The organism is Mycobacterium sp. NPDC051804 (assembly GCF_044452905.1).
Lineage (GTDB): Bacteria > Actinomycetota > Actinomycetes > Mycobacteriales > Mycobacteriaceae > Mycobacterium.
On sequence record NZ_JBITCD010000001.1, the window covers coordinates 692,821 to 713,674 of the forward strand.

Below are 20,854 nucleotides of genomic sequence, written 5' to 3' on the forward strand. Positions count from 1 at the left end.
AGGGCTTCTGAATCGTTCCTGTGAGTGATCGGACATAGATCCGATTTACCGCGGGTATGTCACCCGCGTTAACCTCTGTATTACAGGGACGACCGCGACGCGCTGCCCCCTATATGGTGCACGCTCCCGTGACCCCGGGTCCTGACAGAAACGCATACGCAGGAAGATTTCAGGAGACACAGATGACCGCAGCGACCATTCCAGGTCTGGACACCGCACCGACGAAGCATGAGGGGCTGCTCGCCTGGGTCCAGGAGGTCGCCGAACTCACGCAGCCCGACCGGGTCGTGTTTGCCAACGGCTCCGACGAGGAGGCCGCGAAGCTGACCGAGCAGCTGGTCAAGGCCGGTACGTTCGTCAAGCTCGACGAGGAAAAGAAGCCGAACTCCTACCTGGCGAACTCCGATCCGTCGGACGTGGCACGCGTCGAGTCGCGGACCTACATCTGCACGCAGGACGAGGTCGACGCCGGTCCGACCAACAACTGGATGGATCCCGCCGAGATGCGCGGCATCATGTCCGACCTGTACCGCGGCTGCATGCGAGGTCGCACCATGTACGTGGTGCCGTTCTGCATGGGCCCGCTCGGCGCGGAAGACCCCAAGCTGGGTGTGGAGATCACCGACTCCGAGTACGTCGTCATCGCGATGCGCACCATGACCCGCATGGGACAGGCCGCGCTGGACAAGATGGGCACGGACGGCTTCTTCGTCAAGTGTCTGCACTCGATCGGTGCGCCGCTGGAGCCGGGCCAGAAGGACGTGCCGTGGCCGTGCAACGACACCAAGTACATCAGCCATTTCCCCGAGACCCGCGAAATCTGGAGCTACGGCTCCGGCTACGGCGGCAACGCGCTGCTCGGTAAGAAGTGCTACTCGCTGCGCATCGCGTCGGCGATGGCCCACGACGAGGGCTGGCTCGCCGAGCACATGCTGATCCTCAAGCTCATTTCACCGGAGAACAAGGCGTACTACGTCGCCGCGGCGTTCCCGTCGGCGTGCGGCAAGACCAACCTCGCGATGCTGCAGCCCACGATCCCGGGCTGGCGCGCAGAGACCGTCGGCGATGACATCGCTTGGATGCGGTTCGGCAAGGACGGTCGCCTGTACGCAACCAACCCCGAGTTCGGCTTCTTCGGCGTTGCGCCGGGCACCAACTGGGACTCGAACCCCAACGCGATGAAGACCATCGAGGCGGGCAACACCGTCTTCACCAACGTTGCGCATACCGACGACAACGACGTGTGGTGGGAAGGCCTCGAGGGCGACCCGCAACACCTCATCGACTGGAAGGGCAACGAATGGACGCCGGGTACCGACGTCAAGGCCGCCCATCCGAACTCGCGTTACTGCACGCCGATCTCGCAGTGCCCGACGCTGGCCCCCGAGTGGGATGACCCGCAGGGTGTGCCCATCTCGGCGATCCTGTTCGGTGGCCGCCGCAAGACGACGGTGCCGCTGATCACGGAGGCCCGCGACTGGCAGCACGGTGTGTTCATCGGCGCCACGCTCGGCTCGGAGCAGACCGCCGCCGCTGAGGGCAAGGTCGGCACCGTCCGCCGCGACCCGATGGCGATGCTGCCGTTCCTCGGCTACAACGTCGGCGACTACTTCCAGCACTGGATCAACATCGGCAAGAACGCCGACGAGTCCAAGATGCCGAAGGTGTTCTTCGTCAACTGGTTCCGCCGTGGCGACGACGGCCGCTTCCTGTGGCCCGGATTCGGCGAGAACAGCCGCGTGCTCAAGTGGGCCATCGAGCGCATCGAGCACAAGGCCGACGGCAAGACGACACCCATCGGCATTGTTCCTACTGCGGCCGACCTCGATTTGGACGGCCTCGATGTCGACGCCGCTGACGTCGACTTGGCGCTGGCTGTGAACGCCGATGAGTGGCGCGACGAGGTGCCGCTGATCGAGGAGTGGTTTGAGTTCGTCGGCGAGAAGCTGCCGACCGGCATCAAGGACGAGTTCGACGCCCTGAAGCATCGCCTCGCCGAAGCCGAGTAGTACTCACTTTCTGCGCGAGCAGACGTAAAAGCCCCCAATTCTTCGCGAATTTGGGGGTTTTTACATTCGTCTCGTTCACACTGACTCTTGTGATCGAGGTCCCCGAGACCCGATACGCGAAGTCGGGGAGCGTGAACATCGCCTACCAAGTGGTTGGCGATGGACCTTTCGATCTCGTCCACGTTCCACCTTTCATCTCGAACCTCGAATTGCAGTGGGAGGACCCAGACGAGCGCAGGTACTTCGAGCGCCTTGCGTCGTTTTCTCGCCTGATCATGTTCGACAAGCGCGGCATCGGTCTGTCCGATCGGGTAGCAGTCGCCACGCTCGAGGAGCGGATGGACGATCTGCGCGCTGTGATGGCGCCGCAGGCTCACGACGAGCTGCGGTGTACGGCGGCTCGGAAGGCGGAGCGCTATCCATCCTTTTTGCGACTACGTACCCCGAGCGAGTGTCTGCACTTGTGTTGTACGGCGCATACCCGCGGTTGACATGGGCGCCCGATTATCCGGACGGTATCCCCTCGGACACATGGGATGAACACATACCGCAACTCGAAATGAACTGGGGCCGAGGGTTGGAGGGTGGCCTGCCGCTCTGGGCACTGACGCCGGGGCGGGTGAACGATCCCGCCTTTCGTAGCTCACATGGTAGGTGGGAGCGCTTGTCGGCGAGCCCGGGCGCCGCCCTCGCGATTCAGGCAATGATCCGCGAACTCGACGTGCGGCACCTCCTACCCTCGATCCGAGTGCCAACGCTCGTCGTGTACCGGACCGCCGACCTGATGCACGCCCTTGGCAGCCGTTATCTTGCCGCGCACATCCCCGGCGCCAAAGTTGTTGAACTTGAAGGGGATGAATACTTTCCGTACCTCGGGGATCAGGACGCGATCCTCGACGAGGTCGAGGAGTTCCTCACCGGTGTGCGTCCTGCGCATGTGTCCGACCGCGCATTGGCGACCGTGCTGTTCACCGACATCGTTTCATCGACGGAACGAGCCGCCGCGCTCGGCGACGGACAATGGACACGGATCCTTGACCACCACGACACCCTGGCCGCCAGAGAAGTCGAGCGTCATCGTGGCCGCCGCATTAAAACTACAGGTGACGGCATGCTCGCGACCTTTGACGGGCCCGCGCGCGCGGTGCGATGCGCCCAATCGATCTGCGGCGCAGTGCGATCATTGGGCCTCGAAGTGCGGGCGGGGTTGCACACCGGCGAGATCGAAATTCGCGGCGACGACATCGGCGGAGTTGCCGTACACATCGGTGCGCGCGTTTCAGCGCTCGCCGGCCCGGGCGAGGTATTCGTATCGTCGACGGTGAAGGACCTAGTGGCCGGGTCAGGAATCACGTTCGCGGAACGCGGATCTCACGTGCTCAAAGGCGTGCCCGACGAGTGGCGAATATTCGCCGTCGAGAACTGATCAGCGTCTGTTATGCGCGACCACTTCCGATTTCCATGCGCCGATTCAATCATGCCGACTAGCTCCACGGTCGCGAACAGCGGAGACGGATAAATCTCATTCTCCGGATCTTTGGTCAGCTGTCTTCAGTGGCGGGAATTCGGTACGGAGTCCCTGCGCTCGAATCTGGAAGAGGTCGACAGGCTATGCGGTATCACGTAACCGCCTCGTCCCCAACGCCATAAGGTCAGCTCCTCGGAGCAGAGCTCCGGTTACGCCGTCGAGGAGTATCTGCCCGCCATGGCCGGCTGCCATTACCCGTGCGGTTCGGTTGAGGACCGTGCCGAAATACTCGCCGCTGCGCAGTTCGGTCTCGCCGATCGCTATGCCCATGCGTACCGGAAGCTCCAAGCACCGCGTGGCGAAAAGAACACTGCGCACATCCCGTCGCCGGTGTAGTTGAAGACCCGGCCTGCGTGCTCTTCGATTGCGGCGCGCAAGGTTTCGTTGTGCTCTTCCAGCGCTACTCGCATCGCGTCGGGGTCGGCTTCCCATCGTCGCGTCGAACCCTCGATTTCGGTGAAGAGGAACGTGACAACTGTCATGTTGGTTCGTCCCGTTGTGCGAGCTGAGCCCGCGTCTGTTCGATCTGATCGAGCGCATACGCCGCCATCTCCGCGTTGGACATGCTTTCGCCTTCGTGTGCGAATAATTCATAGACATGGTCGCCGAGGGCCTCCCGGAGGTGCGCGACCGTCGTCTCGAAGCGCGGGTATGTCATCCGCAGGTAGTAGTCGTCAGCGAACCCCATGATGGTGGCGGCTGGTTCGAAGTGCCCGAGCCGGTCGAAGAAGCTTGCGAGTTGTCCCAGCGGAGTGTGCAGATGCGAAAAGCTGCCCGAGTCGTAGTAATTGCGAATGGATAACGTGTAGAACTCAAACGCTTCATTGGGGCGGCCACTGGCGGCCGCAACGTCCGCCAGGGTCGTGGCAGTGTGCGTCTCAAGTTGCCGATTACCGCTCTGCTGGGCAATTTTAAGTGCCAGGCTCAGCACATCGCTTATCGTGGCGGCGTCGAAGGCGATAGCCTTCGGGGCCCCGAAGTCCCAGCGCACCTGACCGTAGGCCATTAGTGCCCAGACCCTCTCGCCGGGATTCTCCGTTGCCTCGGCAGCAGCTAGTAGGTCTTCTGAGACGGCGATCGACTCGTCAAAGGAGCCAGACAGGTACAAGGCCATGGCTAGGCACGCGCGAACGTGAAGACGACAGTCGGGTCTGCGAGCGATGGTCTCACGGCACAATTCCGCCCACCGGTCGGGCTGACCTACCCACAGATACACTCCACCAAGGAGCGCATCCATGTCGTAGGAGACATCGTCACAGCATCCGGTTTCTATCGACGCCAGGCCGGCTTCGAGATAATTGACGGCGTCCTCGCTCCGCCCAGTCGCATAACACTCAGCCGCCATCAGTTGGAGCTGCCCACGGCGCCGGTGATCCGCGGCGCTCGGCAGCACGACCAGTTCTTCTGCCCACGTGGCGGGTTCTCGTTGATCAACCCAGCTACCGACGAAGGTCGCGAAGACCGCGATTGCGGCCGCAGTGTCGATTTCGCCGTTGTCGGTCGCCCACCTGAATGCCGCTCGCAGGTTGGCCAATTCGAGGCCGAACCATTCATAGGCCTGGCGCTGCCGCGGTCCATCCCAAAGCGACAACACATAGGCTTCGCTGCTGGCAAAGTATCGTGCGTGCGCCGCGCGGGTATCGTCGGCATCGCCGACGTTCACAAGTTGTTCTTCTGCGAACTGCCGGATGGTCTCCAGCATGGAGAAGCGGGCGTGCGCGGACGTTCTGTCGGCTACCAACAGCGACTTGCGCGTCAGCGAGTCGAGCAGGTCCAGGGTGGCGAATTCGTCAGCAGACCCGCTCACGGCGCAGACACCGGCGAGATCGAAACCGCCCGCGAATACCGAACACGTTGTCAGTACACGCTTTTCAGCGTCGTCGAGTAGATCGAATGACCACTGCACCGCATGTCGTAGGGTTTGATGCCGCTCAAGGCCCCGCCGCGAGCCGATCAGGAGTCTGAATCGATCGTCTAGACGGTCCCGCACATCGGCGACGGTCATCGACTGCAGCCGCGATGCCGCCAACTCAATCCCCAACGGAATGCCATCCAGGCGGTCGCAAATTTCCACCACCGCACGGGCGTCGTGGGGTTCAGACAAGGACAAAGTCGGCGCCACCGCCCGAGCGCGCTCCGCGAACAACGTCGCTGCCGCCGCGTCGACTCCGGTGTTCGCCAAAGATGGTACTGGCCAAAGTTGTTCGTCGGCCAGTCGTAGTCCCTCACGGCTCGTGGCCAATACCTTCACCGTCGATGAATGCGACAGGATCGCGTCCACCATGTCGGCAGCCGCATCCAGGACGTGCTCGCAGTTGTCGAACAACAGCAGCCTAGATCGACCCTCCAATGCGTTTGCAACGCTGCCCGCTACGCTCAACCCTGGCTGCTGAGTGACTCCGAGGACAGCCGCGACCGCTTCAGGCACCGCTGCCGGATCGATGACTGCTGCGAATTCGATGACGAATACGCCGTCGGTGAACTTGTCGGCCGATCGTGTGGCCAGCTCCAGCGCTAGCCGAGTCTTCCCGACTCCACCGACGCCCGTCAGCGTCAGCACGCGTCGCGATTCCAGCGCGGTCTCCAGCTCGGCAAGCTCGTTGTCGCGGCCGACGAAGCTAGTAGTTGGCGGACGAAGATTTCCCGGAACACGGTCGGTCGTCTGCAGCGGCGGGAAGTCGATGTGTAGGCCCGCAGCAACCACCTGGTAGATGTTCACCGGTTTGGCGATATCACGCAAACGCTTCGGTCCCAGCGCCGTCATTTCGATGTCACTGATGAGCGCTGCCGTCGGGCCGTCGAGCAGGATCTGGCCGCCGTGGCCGGCCGCCATCACCCGCGACGCGCGGTTAAGCACTGCACCGAAGTAGTCACCGTCGCGAAGTTCGGCCTCGCCCGTGGCGAGGCCCATCCTTACCGGCAATTCGAGCAGCCGCTGCGAGGCAACTGCGGCATCGACGGCGTGGCCGGGGGAGGTGAACACCGCGCACACCCCGTCGCCGGTGTGCTTGAACACGTGGCCGTCATGGGAGCTGACCGCATCCCTGAGTACCGCGTCATGGGCGGCCAGCGCTGAGCGCATCGCGTCCGCGTTGGCTTCCCATCGGCGGGTCGAGCCTTCGATGTCGGTGAACAGGAACGTGACAACGGTCATGTGGGCTCGTCCCGCAGTGCGAGCTGCGCGCGGGCGTGAGAGATCTGGTCGAGGGCGTAGGCTGCCATGGCGGCGTTGCTCATGGTGTTGCCCTTGGCGGCAATCGATTCGAAAGTTTCGTCTCCGAGCACTTCGCGCAGGTGTGCGATTGCCGTGTGGAGCTCGGGGTAATAGTCGCCGACGAACGGCGATGTGCTGAATCCGCTGATTGTTGCAGCGGCGTCGAAGTAACCAAGGCGATCGAGGTATGCGACCAGCACCGCCATCGGTTGCGGCAGTAGCGAGTAGTTACCCGACTTGGCGTAATTGTTGATCGCCACCGCCAGCAGGTCGAATGCCTCGGTGGAGTCGCCATGCGCCGCGGCCAGCCTGCACAAGTTCGAGGCGAGATATGTCTCGAGCAATCGATTGCCGCTATCTTGAGCGATCGTCAAGCCGCGGCGGTGGGCCTCGGTGGCCGAGCCAGGATCGGTGGAATGACGCACCCAGCCGTACATGTTGTAGGCCCAGCAGATCAACGCGGGGTTGTCGGTGAACTCTTCAACCCTGGCAAGGCTTTCCGACTCTGCGAGCGCCTCGTCGAGGCCTTCGGCGATGCTCAGCGCACTCACGAGATAGCCGCGGGTGTAGACGTGCGTGTCTGGTGCGAGCGATAGCTTGTCACGGAGGTATTTGATCCAGCGATCGAGGTTCCCTTCCATCCCGAAGTGGCCGGCGAGTTCGGCGTCGATCTCGAACGGGATGGCATCGAATCGACCCTCGTCCATCGTTTGCAGCCCGGCCGTGGCGTACGCGAATCCGTCGTCGATTCGACCGCCCATCGCGCATCTGGCCGCCATTGCATAGAGCTGTGCAAGTCTTCGGTGTTTCACCGCCTCCGCGGGCCCTATCAGTTCCTCTGCCCAAGCCACAGGTTCCATTTGTTCGACCCAGAAGCCAAGGAGCGCTGAGTACACCGCGATCGGGGCTGCCGCGTCGAGATCACCGTGATCGGCGGCCCAGCGGAAGGCCGTACGGAGATTCGGCAGTTCGAGCGCGAACCACGTGTACGCCTCGCGCTGACGCGAACTGTCCCAGAGGGCGAGTACATCGGACTCCCGGTTGGCGAAGTATTTCGCGTGTACACCTCGCGTCGCCTCGCCTGTACCCGAGGCAACGAGCTGTTCCTCGGCAAACTGTCGAATGGTTTCCAGCATCGAGAAGCGCGCATGCGCCGTGGATCTGTCCGCGATCAGAAGCGATTTGCGTGTCAGTGCATCGAGCAGGTCCAAGGCAAGAAACTCATCGTCGGAGCCGGTCACCGCGCAGGCCCCCGCGAGGTCAAAGCCACCTGCGAACACCGAACACCTTGTCAACATGTGCTTTTCGTTGTCGTCGAGTAGATCGAAGGACCATTGGACGGCGTGCCGCAGCGTCTGATGGCGTTCCAATCCGCGTCGAGATCCGACCAGCAGCCGGAAACGATCGTCCAGCCGATCTCGCACATCGGTGACGGTCATCGATTGAAGGCGGGAAGCGGCCAACTCAATCGCCAGTGGGATGCCGTCCAGCCGGCGGCAGATGTCGACGACGACGTCGACTTCAGCGGACGACAACGAAATACCCGGAGCGACAGCGCAAGCGCGCTCCATAAACAGGTCAACTGCGGCGGACTCGGCGCCGGTGCGCACATCGAGGGAAGGCACGGGCCACAGCTGCTCATCGGCTAGTCGCAGCCCCTCTCGGCTGGTCGCCAGCACCTTAACTGTGGGAGACAGGGCGAATATCATCTCGACCATCTCGGCCGACGCGTCCAATACGTGTTCGCAGTTGTCGAATATCAAGAGTCGGCAGCGTCCTTCTAGCGCAGCGGCAACGCTCTGCGCGACCGTGAGTCCGGGTTGCGGAGTCACGCCCAGTACTGCGGCAACGACGTCGGGCACCGCTGCGGGATCGCCGACCGAAGCGAGTTCGACCACCCACACACCGTCGGGAAAGTCGTTGGCTGATCGGGCGGCGGCCTCTAGGCTGAGCCGCGTCTTGCCCACCCCGCCGACGCCCGTCAGTGTCACCAGGCGGTGTGCCTTCAACGCGGCGTGTACTTCATCGAGTGCGATATCGCGTCCGATGATCCGCGTGGCTGGCGGCCGAAGGTTGCCCGGTGTTGAGTCGAGGGTTTGCAGCGGCGGGAAGTCGATGCGCAGGTTCGGCGCCCTCACCTGGAAGATCTCGACAGGTTCGGCGATATCGCGTAATCGTTTCGGCCCCAAAGAACTCAATGCGGTGTCACTCAGCAGGCCGGCCGTCGCGCCATCCACCAGGATCTGGCCGCCGTGGCCGGCCGCCATCACCCGCGACGCTCGATTGAGGACCGCGCCGAAGTAGTCGCCGTCGCGCAACGCAGCTTCGCCGGTGGCAATGCCCATCCGCACCGGCAGCTCCAAGACCTGTTGTGCCGCAACCGCGGCGTCGACGGCCGAGCGCGGTGACGCGAACGCCGCGCAGATGCCGTCCCCGGTGTGCTTGAACAAGCGGCCGTCGTACTTCTCGACGCACTCGCGCAGCACCGCGTCGTGCGACTCCAACGCCGAGCGCATGGCATCGGGATCGCTCTCCCAGCGCCGCGTCGACCCCTCGATGTCGGTGAACAGGAAGGTCACGACGCCCGACCCGCTCACGGCGCGCCACCTTCTGTGACCTGGGCTCGCGCCTGATCGATCTGCTCCAACGCATAGGTGGCCATCTCGGCATTGGTCATTGCGAGCCCCTGCGCAGCCAGCACTTCAAACTGGCTGTCGTCAAGCACATTTTGCAGGTGTGTAAGCGCTGCGTTGTACTCGGGAAAGGCCACCAACGCGAATCCTGTAGAAGCGAATCCGCTCATTCTCGCTCCCGATTCGTAGCATCCCAGCCTATCGAGAAGATTGACCAGAACGCCGTACGCGTTGAGAAGAAGCTCGACGCTCCCTGAGTCGTAATAGAGGTGAATGGTTTGCGTTATGTAGTCGAGAGCGTCCAGCACGTCTCCCCGAGCCGCCGCAAGCCCCGAGAGAAGCAGGGTGGTGACCGAGGCCATTTGCCTTGAATCGTTTTCCATTGCTATCTGCCAAGCTCGCCGCACCGCTTCATATGCACGCGCGATGTCGGTATCACGGCGCGCCCAGCCGTATGCGAGTAGCGCGGCTGATTTGAGACCCGGATTGCGGGTGTGAACCGCGTCGGCCAGCACCTCGTCTGCCAACTCGATGGCTTCTTCGCGAGCGCCGGTGACCGCGAGTGCCACTACCAGAACCGATCTGGTCGCGAAGTGTGGTCCCGGGGTGCCTGCAATCGTGAACCGACACCACTCGATGGTCAGATCAGGTCGCCCCGTCGTATTGAATCCCGCGGCAACCGCAGCCGCCAGCTCTTCGCGGACGAGATCGAATTCGCCACTCTCTATTGCCTTTCGGCTGGCTTCGGCATAGGTCCGAAACTCGTCGAGACGTCCCATGGCAGCGCAGTAGCTGGCCGCCACATACAGCTGCCCCAGCCGTGGATGCCGAACGGTACTTGCCTGAGGCAGGAGTTCCTCGGCCCACTGCACGGGCTCCCACTGGATAGCGAAGTAGCCGAGGAATGCGGACTGCACCGCGATGGTCGATGCCGTATCCAAGTCACCGGTATCGACGGCCCAATGAAACGCCGCGCGCAAATTGGACAGTTCGACGCTGAACCATCCGAATGCCTCGCGCTGTCGCGGGCTGTCCCACACGTCGATGGCGTCGCTGATGCGACTGGCGAAATGCCGTGCGTGGTCGGTGCGGGCTGCTTCGGCATCGCCGGACGCCACGAGGCGCTCCTCCGCGAACTGCCGAATGGTTTCCAGCATGGTGAAACGGGTTCGCGGCGATGATCGGTCGGCGATGAGAAGTGATTTGCGGACCAAGGAATCGAGTAGGTCGAGAGTCGTCAGCTCATCGTTCGAGCCGCCCACCGCGGTCGCACTGACAAGGTCGAAGCCGCCTGCAAATGTCGAACAAGTTGACAGCAAGTGCTTTTCGGCGTCGTCGAGCAGATCGAACGACCACTGCACGGCATGGCGCAGCGTTTGATGACGCTCCAGTCCGCGCCGTGCGCCGACCAGCAGGCGGAAGCGGTCGTGGAGTCGGTCACGCAGCTCTGCGGCGGTCATGGACTGCATTCGTGAGGCTGCCAATTCAATAGCCAGCGGGATGCCGTCCAGGCGCCTGCAGATCTCGGCGACGGCATCCGCCTCCGGGGTGGACGAGATCATCGAGGCCACCGCCGCAGCTCGATCTACGAATAGCGTTGCGGCGCTTGACTCCACATCCAGTGATGGCACGGGCCGCAGGTGCTCATCGGCGAGCCGCAACCCCTCTCGGCTGGTCGCCAGAACCTTGCCGGTGTCAGGGTGAGCCAGGATGAGCTCGATGAGCTCGGCTGCGGCGTCGAGCACGTGCTCACAATTGTCGAAAATCAGGAGACGTTGCCTGCCTTCCAAGGCTGTGGCGATGCTCTCCGAAACGGTCATCCCCGGCCGTTGCATGATTCCGAGTGCCGACGCGACGACGTCGGGCACTGCGGCCGGATCGCCGACGGCAGCCAACTCGATCAGATAAACCCCGTCGGGAAAGGCCTTCGCCGCCCGTGCGGCTAGTTCTGTCGCCAGTCGCGTCTTGCCAACCCCGCCTACGCCGGTGAGGGTCACCATGCGCTGCACCTTGAGCACGGACTCGAGTTCCTTCAACTCCGACTCTCGACCGATGAAACTCGTCGTCGGGGATTTCACATTGCCGGCAGCGGCGTCAACCGATTTCAGCGCGGGGAAGTCGGCTCGCAGACCGGCAGCACGAACCTGATGGACCTCAACCGGTTTGGCGATGTCGCGCAATCGTTGCGGACCCAACGGAGTCAGCTCGACGTCATTGATGAGTCCCGCGGTGTTGCCCTCGAGCAGGATCTGGCCGCCATGACCGGCAGACATCACTCTAGACGCGCGATTGAGGACCGCGCCGAAGTAGTCCCCGCCGCGCAACTCTGCTTCACCCGTGGCGATGCCCATCCGCACTGGGAGTTCCAACGCCCGCTGTGCCGCGATCGCGGCGTCGACGGCCGAGCGCGGTGATGAAAACGCCGCGCACACCCCGTCGCCCGTGTGCTTGAACAACCAGCCTTCGTACTTCTCGACCGATTCGCGAAGCACCGCGTCGTGCGCTTCCAGCGCCGTTCGCATCGCCTCGGCGTCGGTGTCCCAACGCCGCGTAGATCCCTCGATGTCTGTGAAGAGGAAACTAACGACACCGGAGGGTGGGGTGAACTTGATGGTCACAACTCAGACCCCCGATCCCCGGCGCTGTCATGGTAAGTCCGACAGCGAGCTCGACCTGCACTTTCTACCCTCTTGACACCTGTCAAGATCGCACGCCGTAGAGTCGGCGCATGCAGATTCGCGAGCATGCCGAGGCCACGCCCGACAGGCCGGCCGTCATCATCCATCCGGCCGGAACCGTCGTCACGTTCAAGGAAATGGAAGAGCGCGCCAATCGGCTGGCCCACCACTTCCGCGCCGCCGGGCTCGTCGAAGGTGACACGGTCGCGATCCTCATGGAGAACAACGAGCACCTGCCCACGGCTATGTGGGCAGCCCGCCGCAGCGGTCTGTACTACACGGTGATCAGCACCCATCTCACTCCGCCTGAGGTGGCCTACATCCTCGACAACAGCGGCGCAAAGGCCATGATCGGGTCACGCGCCACCCGCAAGGTCTGCGAAGGACTCGCGGAACTCGATGTGCTGCCCGACTTGCTGCTCATCGCCGACGGAGCCGAAACCTCGGCGACAAGCGCCTCCAGCGACCTCGACGGCTGGCAGCGATACCCGGAGTGCGTCGCGGACCGGCCGAGTACTCCCATCGGCGACGAGATCGAGGGCGATCTGCTGCAGTACTCGTCGGGTACCACCGGACGCCCCAAAGGGATTCGCCGCGAACTCACCCACGTCAAGCCTTCCGAGGCGCCGAACCTGGTGTCCGCGTTGCTGATGGCCATCCAGATGAGCCCGGAGTCGGTATACCTCAGCCCGGCGCCGCTGTACCACACCGCGCCGTGCCTGTGGTCGATGAGCGCGCAGGCGATGGGGGCGACGACGGTGATCATGTCGAAGTTCGACCCGGAATCGGCGCTGGACGCCATCCAGAGGTATGGGGTGACCAGCGGCCAGTTCGTCCCGGCGATGTTCGTGCGAATGCTGAAACTTCCGGAGGACGTGCGCAATTCGTACGACCTGTCGAGCCTGCACCGCGTGGTGCACGCCGCCGCACCGTGCCCGGTCGACATCAAGAAGCAGATGATCGACTGGTGGGGCCCGGTCGTCGACGAGTATTACTCGTCATCCGAGGGTGCGGGCATCACGTTCATCTCTGCCGAGGAATGGCTGAAACACCCTGGCTCCGTTGGCAAGCCGCTGCTCGGCGTCGCGCACGTCCTCGATGACGACGGAAACGACGTGCCGCCCGGTCAGGCCGGTCAGATCTACTTCGACCTGGGAGTCGTGCCGTTCGTCTATCACAAAGATCCGGAGAAGACGGCCGAGTCGCGCGACAAGCATGGCTGGGTGACGGTCGGCGACGTTGGCTACGTGGACGAAGAGGGCTTCATGTTCCTGACCGACCGCAAGCACCACATGATCATCTCCGGCGGCGTGAACATCTATCCGCAGGAAGCCGAGAACATGTTGATCACGCATCCGAAGGTGCTCGACGCCGCTGTGTTCGGCATTCCCGACGACGAGATGGGCCAGAGTGTCAAGGGTGTCGTCCAGACTGTTGATCCCGCCGATGCCAGTGAGGCGTTCGGCGACGAGCTCCTGACGTGGCTGCGGGAACGGCTGGCGCACTACAAGTGTCCGCGGTCGATCTCCTTCGAGCCCCAGCTCCCGCGTACCGAAACTGGGAAGATGTTCAAGCAGGAGCTGATAAAGAAGTACTCGTGACCCCCCCACAACTCACTGAGCTCGCCTCGGGGGTGGTCGTCGCGACCGGATCCCCATCGGAAGACGCGACTTTCACGCTCAGTGAGCACGACGATGGCGACCGCCGCACTGTGACGGTGGTCTCGGTGCCCGACGCTCTCGACGCGCTGCGCGAGCGGTGCCTGCGCTGGCCCCAGGCCGCGTCGGTCTGCAGCGACGTGCTTCGAGCGTTCGACGCCGACGCTCCCACCTTGACGGGCGTCGTCACCGAATCGCTCGCCTACTCGGCGCTGCAGTCCGGACCGGAGTTCGCGCGCTGGCTGGGGGAGCGGGGACCGGCACGGCCGGTGGCCATCCCGGATCCAGTGCAAGCCGAACGTATCGACAAGACCCTCTACGTGCGATTCAACCGGGGACAGCGGCACAACGCCTTCTCGACCGACGCGCGGGCCGCACTGCTCGAAGCGCTCGAGGTGGCGCGCCTCGATACATCGGTGTCCGATGTCGTCCTGTCCGGCAATGGCCCGTCGTTCTGCAGCGGCGGTGACCTCGCCGAGTTCGGTACGTTCGACGACCCCGCCAGCGCCCATCTGGCCCGCACCCGGCACAGCCCCGCACTGGTGCTCGATGAACTGACGGCGCGGCTGGGCACTCACTGTCGCGCCGAGGTACACGGTCAAGTGCTGGGCAGCGGATTGGAGATGGCAGCCTTCTGCGGCTGGGTGCGGTCACAATCGGACGCGGTCTTTGGACTGCCAGAGTTGGGCCTTGGGCTGATTCCGGGCGCGGGCGGCACCGTCAGCATCGCGAGAAGGATCGGCCGTTGGCGGACTGCGTATCTGGTGCTGAGTGGGCAAACCATCGATCCGCCGACAGCACTGCGGTGGGGTTTGATCGACGAGGTTGCCTAGCCCGATCGGCGCAACGTCACCCGATAGGTGTACTGCTCCGGTAGGAAGTGGCTCACCGACAACTCGACCGGTCGGTGGCTCAGGTCGGAGTACAGCCGGTCAACGCGCAGCATCGGATGGCCGGATTCGCACGCCACCGCCTCCGCGACCATGCTGTCGGCGGGAGCCACCGTAATCGACTGTGCCGCTTCGGCAATCGGCTCGATCAGATGCGGCTCGAGAATCCCGATCACCGTCTGGGTGCCAACGGCGCCGTCCTGCAGTTCCGGCGACGACAGCACCGCATGGGCGACAGCCGGGACCAGGTGCACGGTCGTCATCACGAACGGCACGCCGTCATGCAACCGCCGGAACACCACCGAATAGACGACGTCGTCGTCGAGCCGCAGCCGACTGGCGGCGTGCAGATCCACCCGTCTGCGCAGCCCGGTGAGCACTTCCATCGTGGTGTCGTCGGACAAGCTCATCAAGTCTTCGATCGAGCCGAGCTGGCGCAGATATCGTTGGCCCGTTCCGCTGGCGTACGTGCCCCGCCCCGGCACCCGGTACACCACACCCTCGGCGACCAGATCCTGAAATGCGCGGCGCACCGTCTGCCGCGAAAGGCCATGGCGTTCCACCAGTTCGGACTCGGTGGGCAACCGGGAGCCGTCGCTGTATCGGCCCGCCGCGATGTCGTCGCGCAGTTCTTCGCGCAGTGTCCGATACGCGGGGGCTGGGCGCATCAGGTGCTCCTCACGTCCGCGCGCAACTAGATCCCGCCGCGGGAGACCAGTTGGGCGGCGATCACATTGCGTTGGATCTCGTTGGTACCTTCGCCGACGATCATCAGCGGCGCATCGCGGAAGTACCGCTCGACGTCGAACTCGGTGGAATAGCCGTAGCCCCCGTGGATCCGGACGGCGTTCAGGGCGACCTCCATCGCGACCTCGGACGCGAACAGCTTCGCCATCCCGGCTTCCATGTCGCAGCGTTCGCCGCTGTCGTAGCGTTGCGCCGCATAGAGCGTCAGCTGCCGCGCGGCGGTCAGCTTGGTGGCCATATCGGCCAGATAGTTGCCGATGGACTGGTGCTTCCAGATCGGCTGGCCGAAGCTCTCACGCTCCTGCGCATACTTCAGCGCATCCTCGAGCGCGGCGGTGGCGACCCCGAGCGCGCGGGAAGCGACCTGAATACGTCCTGTCTCAAGCCCTTTCATCATCTGAGCGAACCCTTTTCCGGGCTCCTCTCCGAGGATGGCCGTCGTGGGCACGCGGTAGTCGTCGAACGTCAGCTCGCAAGACTCGACGCCCTTGTAACCCAACTTCGGCAGGTCCCGCGACACCGTGAGCCCCTCGCTGAGCCTCATGTCGAGGCCCGGGACGGCCTCTCCCTGTTCGACGAGCACTACCGAGATGCCCTTGTGCTTCGGCGTCGCGCTCGGATCGGTCTTGCACAGCAGCGCGATCAGGCCGGAGCGGCGGGCGTTGGTGATCCAGGTCTTGGATCCGTTGATGACCAGATCGGAGCCGTCGGTCGTGGCGACGGTGCTCATGTTCTGCAGATCCGAGCCACCGCCGGGCTCGGTGAGCGCCATCGTCGCCCGCAGCTCACCGGTCGCCATCGCCGGTAGGTACCGCTGCTTCTGCTCCTCGGTGCCGAACAGGCCGAGCAGCTTCGCGACCACGGTGTGCCCGCCCATCGCGCCGGCAAGACTCATCCAGCCTCGCGACAGTTCCTGCGTGACCTCGACGTAGCACGGCATCGACACGGGGGAGCCGCCATAGGACTCGGGGATAGCCAGACCGTAGATGCCGATGCGTTTCATCTGATCGATCCACGCCTCGGGGTACTCGTTGGCGTGTTCGGCCTCCCGCACGGTCGGCTTGACGTCGCGGTCCACGAAGGCCCGCACCGTTTCCACCAGCATGGTTTCTTCTTCAGTCAACATTTGTACGGCCATATTGACACTTTGTGCGGCCTAATGCCAACATGGCTGCCGTGAGCGGCCCGTATTTCGACGACCTGCAGGTCGGTCACGTCTACCCGGGTGCCCCGGCCATGACACTGACCGACGGGGTCGCCGCGGTGCACCAGTCGATCCTCGGCGATCGGCTGCGGTTGCCGCTGGACGTCACGCTCTCGAAGGTCGTGACGGGATTGCCCGGCGGGTTGGCCCACCCGGGACTGGTATGCGATGTCGCCATCGGACAGTCAACGCTGGTCACCCAGCGCGTGAAGGCCAACCTGTTCTACCGTGGGTTGGCGTTCCACAACTATCCGGTGCTGGGCGATACGCTGCGCACGCGGACTGAAGTCGTTGGGCTGAAACAGAACTCGACGAGACCGGGCCGCGGACGCACAGGTCTGGCCGCGCTTCGTATGACGACGTATGACCAGCGGAACAATCTGGTGCTGGACTTCTATCGCTGCGCGATGCTGCCCCTGCGAGACGGTGCGCGCGATACCGGACATGCCGACGACCTGTCGCTCGTCGGCCAGAACATCGGTGTGCCCGCCGATCCCACGCGCGACTGGGATGCTGCGACCTTCCGCGCCGCGGCCCCCGGAGCGCATTTCGATGCGGGGCTCGCGGGCACCGTGCTGCACAGCTCCGCCGACGTCGTCAGCAGCGCCCCCGAACTCGCGAGACTGACATTGAACATCGCTGCCACACATCATGATTGGCGAAGCGGCGGGCAGCGGCTGGTGTACGGCGGCCACACCATCGGCCTGGCGCTGGCGCAAGCCACCCGGTTGCTGCCGAATATGGTGACTGTCCTGGGCTGGCAGTCCTGCGACCACACCGGACCGGTGCACGAGGGCGACACTCTCTACAGCGAACTGCATGTCGAGGGTGCGGTGCCGTTGCCCGACGGCCGTGGCGGAGTTCTGAATTTGCGGTCGGTGGTCTACTCCGTCGGTGAGCCTGACCAGCAGGTACTGGACTGGCGCTTTACTGCTCTGCAGTTTTGAGCACAATAGGTCTGTGACGTCCTTGGCGGTACCCGTTGGCGTGATGTCGCGGGCTCGCCGCGTCGCCAACGGATTTCGCGCCCTTACCGGAACCGACGTTGACGCCGACGTCATAATCGCGGGCCGCGCAGGGTTACTCGGCCACACGCCACACGGGCGGATCTCGGCGGGCGGGGCGACCCATCTCATGCCAAGCCGCGACGGGTGGTGTGCGCTCACACTGTCACGTGCCGATGACGTTGACTCCGTTCCCGCTCTGATCGAGGCGGATGCCGTCGGAGACAGCGATGTCTGGCCGGCAGTCCACCGCTGGATCGCCAAACGCGACAACGCCGAAGTCACCGAACGTGGTCGTCTACTGGGACTTCCGGTGGCTGCACTCGGCGAGACACCTGCCGAGCCGCCACGCGTGTATCCCTTCGGCGCGGCGACCATGGCGCGTAGCCCCTCAGGGCTTCTCGTCGCGGATATGTCGGCTATGTGGGCGGGCCCGCTGTGCGGACAGCTGCTTGCGCGTGCGGGCGCCACCGTCGTGAAGGTCGAAAGCGCGTCACGACCTGACGGCGCACGCGCAGGCGCACCGACCTTCTTCGATTGGATGAACGCCGGAAAGCTCTCATATGTCGTAGATTTCGATCAGCCGGCCGGACTACGCAGACTGCTGTCCGTCGCCGACGTGGTGATCGAATCCTCGCGACCCGCCGCCCTCGCACGCCGCGGTTTCGGACCGACCGATATCGAACCTCGGGACGGCAAGGTTTGGTTGCGGATCACCGGTCACGGTGCCCAAGGTGAGCGCGCGAATTGGGTCGCGTTCGGGGACGACGCCGCGGTGTCCGGGGGTCTGGTTTGCGGTGGCGATGCCGCCCCGGTCTTCTGCGGTGACGCGATCGCCGACCCCCTGACAGGCCTGCAGGGTGCGGTGGCGGTCGCGCAGTCGCTGCGCAGCGGTGGTGGCGAACTCATCGAGGTGTCGATGGCGGCAGTCGCCGCGACATACGCCGAACTCCCGAATGCCGGCGAAAGCGATTGCCGGGCGATACCGCGGGTGTCCGCCAGGGCGTCAGAGCTGGGCGCAGACAACGCTATCGTCGAACAGCTGATCACCGAGAAGTATTTTGCTTCATGCTGATTCAGCGCGCCAATCTTCTTGATGGGGGCGCTACCGACATTCGTGTCAAAGACCGGATCCTCGAGGTCGCCCCTCGGCTCGCGCCACAACGCGGCGAGGAGGTCTACGACGCCAACGGGGGAACCGTCATACCCGGTCTGCACGATCATCACGTCCATCTCCGTTCGGCCGCGGCGGCACTGACGTCGGTTCGGGTCGGTCCGGCCGAAGTGCACACCCGGACCGATCTGGCGCGTGTACTCGCGGCTGCCGAAGTCGGCAGTGACGGCTGGCTGCGGGCAGTCGGATATCACGAGGCCGTCGCCGGGCCGCTGGACCGCGAGGCCCTGGACGAGCTCTCGCCGCCGGTGCCGGTCAGGGTCCAGCACCGCAGCGGTGTCCTGTGGACACTGAATTCGGCAGGCTTAGCACGAGTCGGCATCGCCGACCATCCGGACGGACGGCTACGCAGTTCCGATCACGCGTGGTCGGACACGTTGGAGCGCAACGAAAGCGGGCTGGCCGAGGTCAGCAGGCGGTTGACGGCCCACGGGGTCACCGGTGTCACCGATGCGACACCGGACCTCGAAGTCGGCGACGTCGTCAAGCTCATGGATGCGCACCGCCGCGGCGACTTGCGTCAACGCGTGCACTGCCTGGCACCCGGCAAGCGGATTCTGCACGACACGGATCTCGACCTGGGAGCCCTCACCGCGTGGATCGCGGAGCGTCACGCCGACGACGCCCCGGTGGCGGTGCACTGTGTCACGCCTGCTCAACTGGTGATCACGCTGGCTGCGCTGCGCGCGGCGGGGAGTCATCCGCAGGACCGCATCGAACACGCCGCAGTGACGCCCGACGACAGCATCGGCGACATCGTCGATGTCGGAGTGACCGTCGTGACGCAGCCCAATTTCGTCGCCGAGAGAGGTGACCAGTATCTGGTCGACGTGCCCGTCGCCGAGCATCACGAACTATGGCGGGTCGCTTCGTTGTTGGCTGCCAAGGTACCGGTGGCGCTGTCCACCGACATGCCGTTCGGCCACGACGATCCGTGGAAGGCGATGCGCGCGGCCGTGTCTCGCACCACCGGATCAGGCTCGGTGCTCGGGCCTGGCGAACGCGTGTCCGCGCGCGACGCGCTGACAATGTTCTTCGGCACGGCCGATGAGCCGGTGGTGCAGCGCCGAATCGCGTCGGGCCAACCGGGGGATCTGTGCATTTTGAAGGGGAAGCCGGCCGAGGTGCTTGGCGAACTGGACTCCGGCATGGTCACGGCAACGGTCATCGCCGGAACAGTCGTGTCAGGAAGCTAGGCGGCCGCGGGTGCGAGCACTCGCCGCAACATTGCGCACTGACTGTTGAAGAACTCCTGTGACACTCCGGCTTTCGGCACGATTCCGTCGAACCCGTGGAACGCGCCCTTGACGATCTGGACCTCGCACGGGACCCCGGCTTCCTTCAGCCGTGCCGCATATGCGAGGTCCTCGTCGTGGAACAGGTCGAGCGTTCCGACGCCCATCCAGGCCGGCGGCAGCCCGCTCAGATCGGTTTGTCGGGCGGGCACGGCAACGTCGGGGTCCGCGTCGCCGAGGTAGGCCGACCATCCGAACTTGTTGCTCGACCGGTTCCACAGCCGCAGGCCCGGATTGTCCGGCACCTCGCGGCCGACGGTGCGGTCGTCCAGCATCGGATAGACCAGCAATTGCGCGGCCAGCGCGACGTCGCCGCGATCGCGGGCGTACAGCGCCAGCGCCGCCGCCAGTCCGCCGCCCGCGCTGGCACCGCCGATCGCGATGCGGTCCGCATCGACCGTCGGCAGTCCCGCCAACCAGGTCAGTGCCGAGTAGCAGTCCTCGAGCGGTGTGGGATATGCGTGCTCGGGGGCCAGTCGGTAGTCGACAGATACGACCGTGGCGCCGAGGCGCTGGGCGTAGCGGCGGCACAATTCATCGTCCTGGCCGGGATGGCCGATGACGTAGCCGCCGCCGTGGATCCACAACAGGGCCGGTCCTCGGCCTGTCGCGCCGGACGGCCGGTACAACCGCACCCCGACACCCGAGGGCAGCGTGAGTGCCTCGACGCCCTTGGGGACCCGCCGCCACATCCGACGCGTGACCAACCGGATGACGGGCAGCGTCACCGGCGTCACCACCTGCTTGGGGATCATGCGCGCGATGCGGCGCAGATCTGGATGGATGTCTGAGGTGTTGAGGGCGCCTGGCACAAAAACAG

The 20,854-nt window shown here is 64.4% G+C and carries 15 protein-coding genes; 8 read left to right on the forward strand and 7 right to left on the reverse strand.

From position 1 onward, the window contains the following. Positions 1-182 precede the first annotated feature (182 nt). From ACIA48_RS03460 to ACIA48_RS03470, 3 genes are all read left to right on the forward strand, one after another. A complete protein-coding gene (locus ACIA48_RS03460; RefSeq protein ID WP_396727624.1) occupies positions 183-2,009 on the forward strand; it encodes a phosphoenolpyruvate carboxykinase (GTP) in 1,827 nt (608 codons plus the stop codon). Between the two features lie 89 nt (positions 2,010-2,098). Beyond that, a complete protein-coding gene (locus ACIA48_RS03465) occupies positions 2,099-2,500 on the forward strand; it encodes an alpha/beta fold hydrolase (protein ID WP_396727625.1) in 402 nt (133 codons plus the stop codon). Beyond that, positions 2,461-3,435, forward strand: a complete 975-nt coding sequence (locus ACIA48_RS03470; protein ID WP_396727627.1) for an adenylate/guanylate cyclase domain-containing protein — start codon at positions 2,461-2,463, stop codon at positions 3,433-3,435. Before ACIA48_RS03465 ends, ACIA48_RS03470 begins: the two co-directional genes overlap by 40 nt. 362 nt (positions 3,436-3,797) lie before the next feature. Here the strand turns inward: ACIA48_RS03470 and ACIA48_RS03475 are convergent, their stop codons facing one another. From ACIA48_RS03475 to ACIA48_RS03490, 4 genes are read right to left on the reverse strand one after another with little or no spacing between them, the layout of a single operon-like run. Next, a complete protein-coding gene (locus ACIA48_RS03475; protein ID WP_396727629.1) occupies positions 3,798-4,019 on the reverse strand; it encodes an adenylate/guanylate cyclase domain-containing protein in 222 nt (73 codons plus the stop codon). Further along, on the reverse strand, positions 4,016-6,691 hold the full coding sequence (locus ACIA48_RS03480) for an ATP-binding protein (RefSeq protein ID WP_396727631.1): 2,676 nt from the start codon (positions 6,689-6,691) through the stop codon (positions 4,016-4,018). Before ACIA48_RS03480 ends, ACIA48_RS03475 begins: the two co-directional genes overlap by 4 nt. Continuing rightward, positions 6,688-9,348, reverse strand: a complete 2,661-nt coding sequence (locus tag ACIA48_RS03485; RefSeq protein WP_396727633.1) for an ATP-binding protein — start codon at positions 9,346-9,348, stop codon at positions 6,688-6,690. The genes ACIA48_RS03480 and ACIA48_RS03485 overlap by 4 nt, the downstream gene beginning before the upstream one ends. Continuing rightward, a complete protein-coding gene (locus ACIA48_RS03490) occupies positions 9,345-12,002 on the reverse strand; it encodes an ATP-binding protein (protein WP_396727635.1) in 2,658 nt (885 codons plus the stop codon). Before ACIA48_RS03490 ends, ACIA48_RS03485 begins: the two co-directional genes overlap by 4 nt. A gap of 110 nt (positions 12,003-12,112) precedes the next feature. On the opposite strand from ACIA48_RS03490, the gene fadD4 reads away from it, so the two are divergent. Beyond that, complete coding sequence (fadD4, locus tag ACIA48_RS03495) at positions 12,113-13,663, forward strand: fatty-acid--CoA ligase FadD4 (RefSeq protein ID WP_396727637.1); 1,551 nt, start codon at positions 12,113-12,115, stop codon at positions 13,661-13,663. Further along, the gene (locus tag ACIA48_RS03500) at positions 13,660-14,553 is read left to right on the forward strand and encodes an enoyl-CoA hydratase/isomerase family protein (RefSeq protein ID WP_396727639.1); all 894 of its coding nucleotides are present in this window, start codon (positions 13,660-13,662) and stop codon (positions 14,551-14,553) included. The genes fadD4 and ACIA48_RS03500 overlap by 4 nt, the downstream gene beginning before the upstream one ends. Here the strand turns inward: ACIA48_RS03500 and ACIA48_RS03505 are convergent. Together ACIA48_RS03505 and ACIA48_RS03510 are read right to left on the reverse strand one after the other, a co-directional pair. Next, positions 14,550-15,278, reverse strand: coding sequence for a GntR family transcriptional regulator (locus ACIA48_RS03505; RefSeq protein ID WP_396727641.1), 729 nt, complete (start codon positions 15,276-15,278; stop codon positions 14,550-14,552). The two genes, ACIA48_RS03500 and ACIA48_RS03505, sit on opposite strands and share 4 nt — an antisense overlap. A 26-nt stretch (positions 15,279-15,304) precedes the next feature. After that, positions 15,305-16,483 (reverse strand): acyl-CoA dehydrogenase family protein, encoded by a 1,179-nt coding sequence (locus tag ACIA48_RS03510; protein ID WP_396727643.1) that lies wholly within the window; start codon positions 16,481-16,483, stop codon positions 15,305-15,307. Between the two features lie 41 nt (positions 16,484-16,524). Here ACIA48_RS03510 and ACIA48_RS03515 point away from each other — a divergent pair, with 41 nt between their 5' ends. The 3 genes from ACIA48_RS03515 to ACIA48_RS03525 are packed head-to-tail and all read left to right on the forward strand — an operon-like array spanning position 16,525 to position 19,935. Next, on the forward strand, positions 16,525-17,508 hold the full coding sequence (locus ACIA48_RS03515) for a MaoC family dehydratase (protein ID WP_396727645.1): 984 nt from the start codon (positions 16,525-16,527) through the stop codon (positions 17,506-17,508). Between the two features lie 13 nt (positions 17,509-17,521). Beyond that, positions 17,522-18,640 (forward strand): CoA transferase, encoded by a 1,119-nt coding sequence (locus tag ACIA48_RS03520; protein ID WP_396727647.1) that lies wholly within the window; start codon positions 17,522-17,524, stop codon positions 18,638-18,640. Next, positions 18,634-19,935, forward strand: coding sequence for an amidohydrolase family protein (locus ACIA48_RS03525; RefSeq protein WP_396727649.1), 1,302 nt, complete (start codon positions 18,634-18,636; stop codon positions 19,933-19,935). The genes ACIA48_RS03520 and ACIA48_RS03525 overlap by 7 nt, the downstream gene beginning before the upstream one ends. Here ACIA48_RS03525 and ACIA48_RS03530 read toward each other — a convergent pair. Next, positions 19,932-20,789 carry an alpha/beta hydrolase gene (locus ACIA48_RS03530; RefSeq protein WP_396728489.1) on the reverse strand — a complete coding sequence of 286 codons (858 nt, stop codon included), beginning with the start codon at positions 20,787-20,789 and terminating at the stop codon, positions 19,932-19,934. The genes ACIA48_RS03525 and ACIA48_RS03530 overlap by 4 nt on opposite strands. Positions 20,790-20,854: the final 65 nt, after the last annotated feature.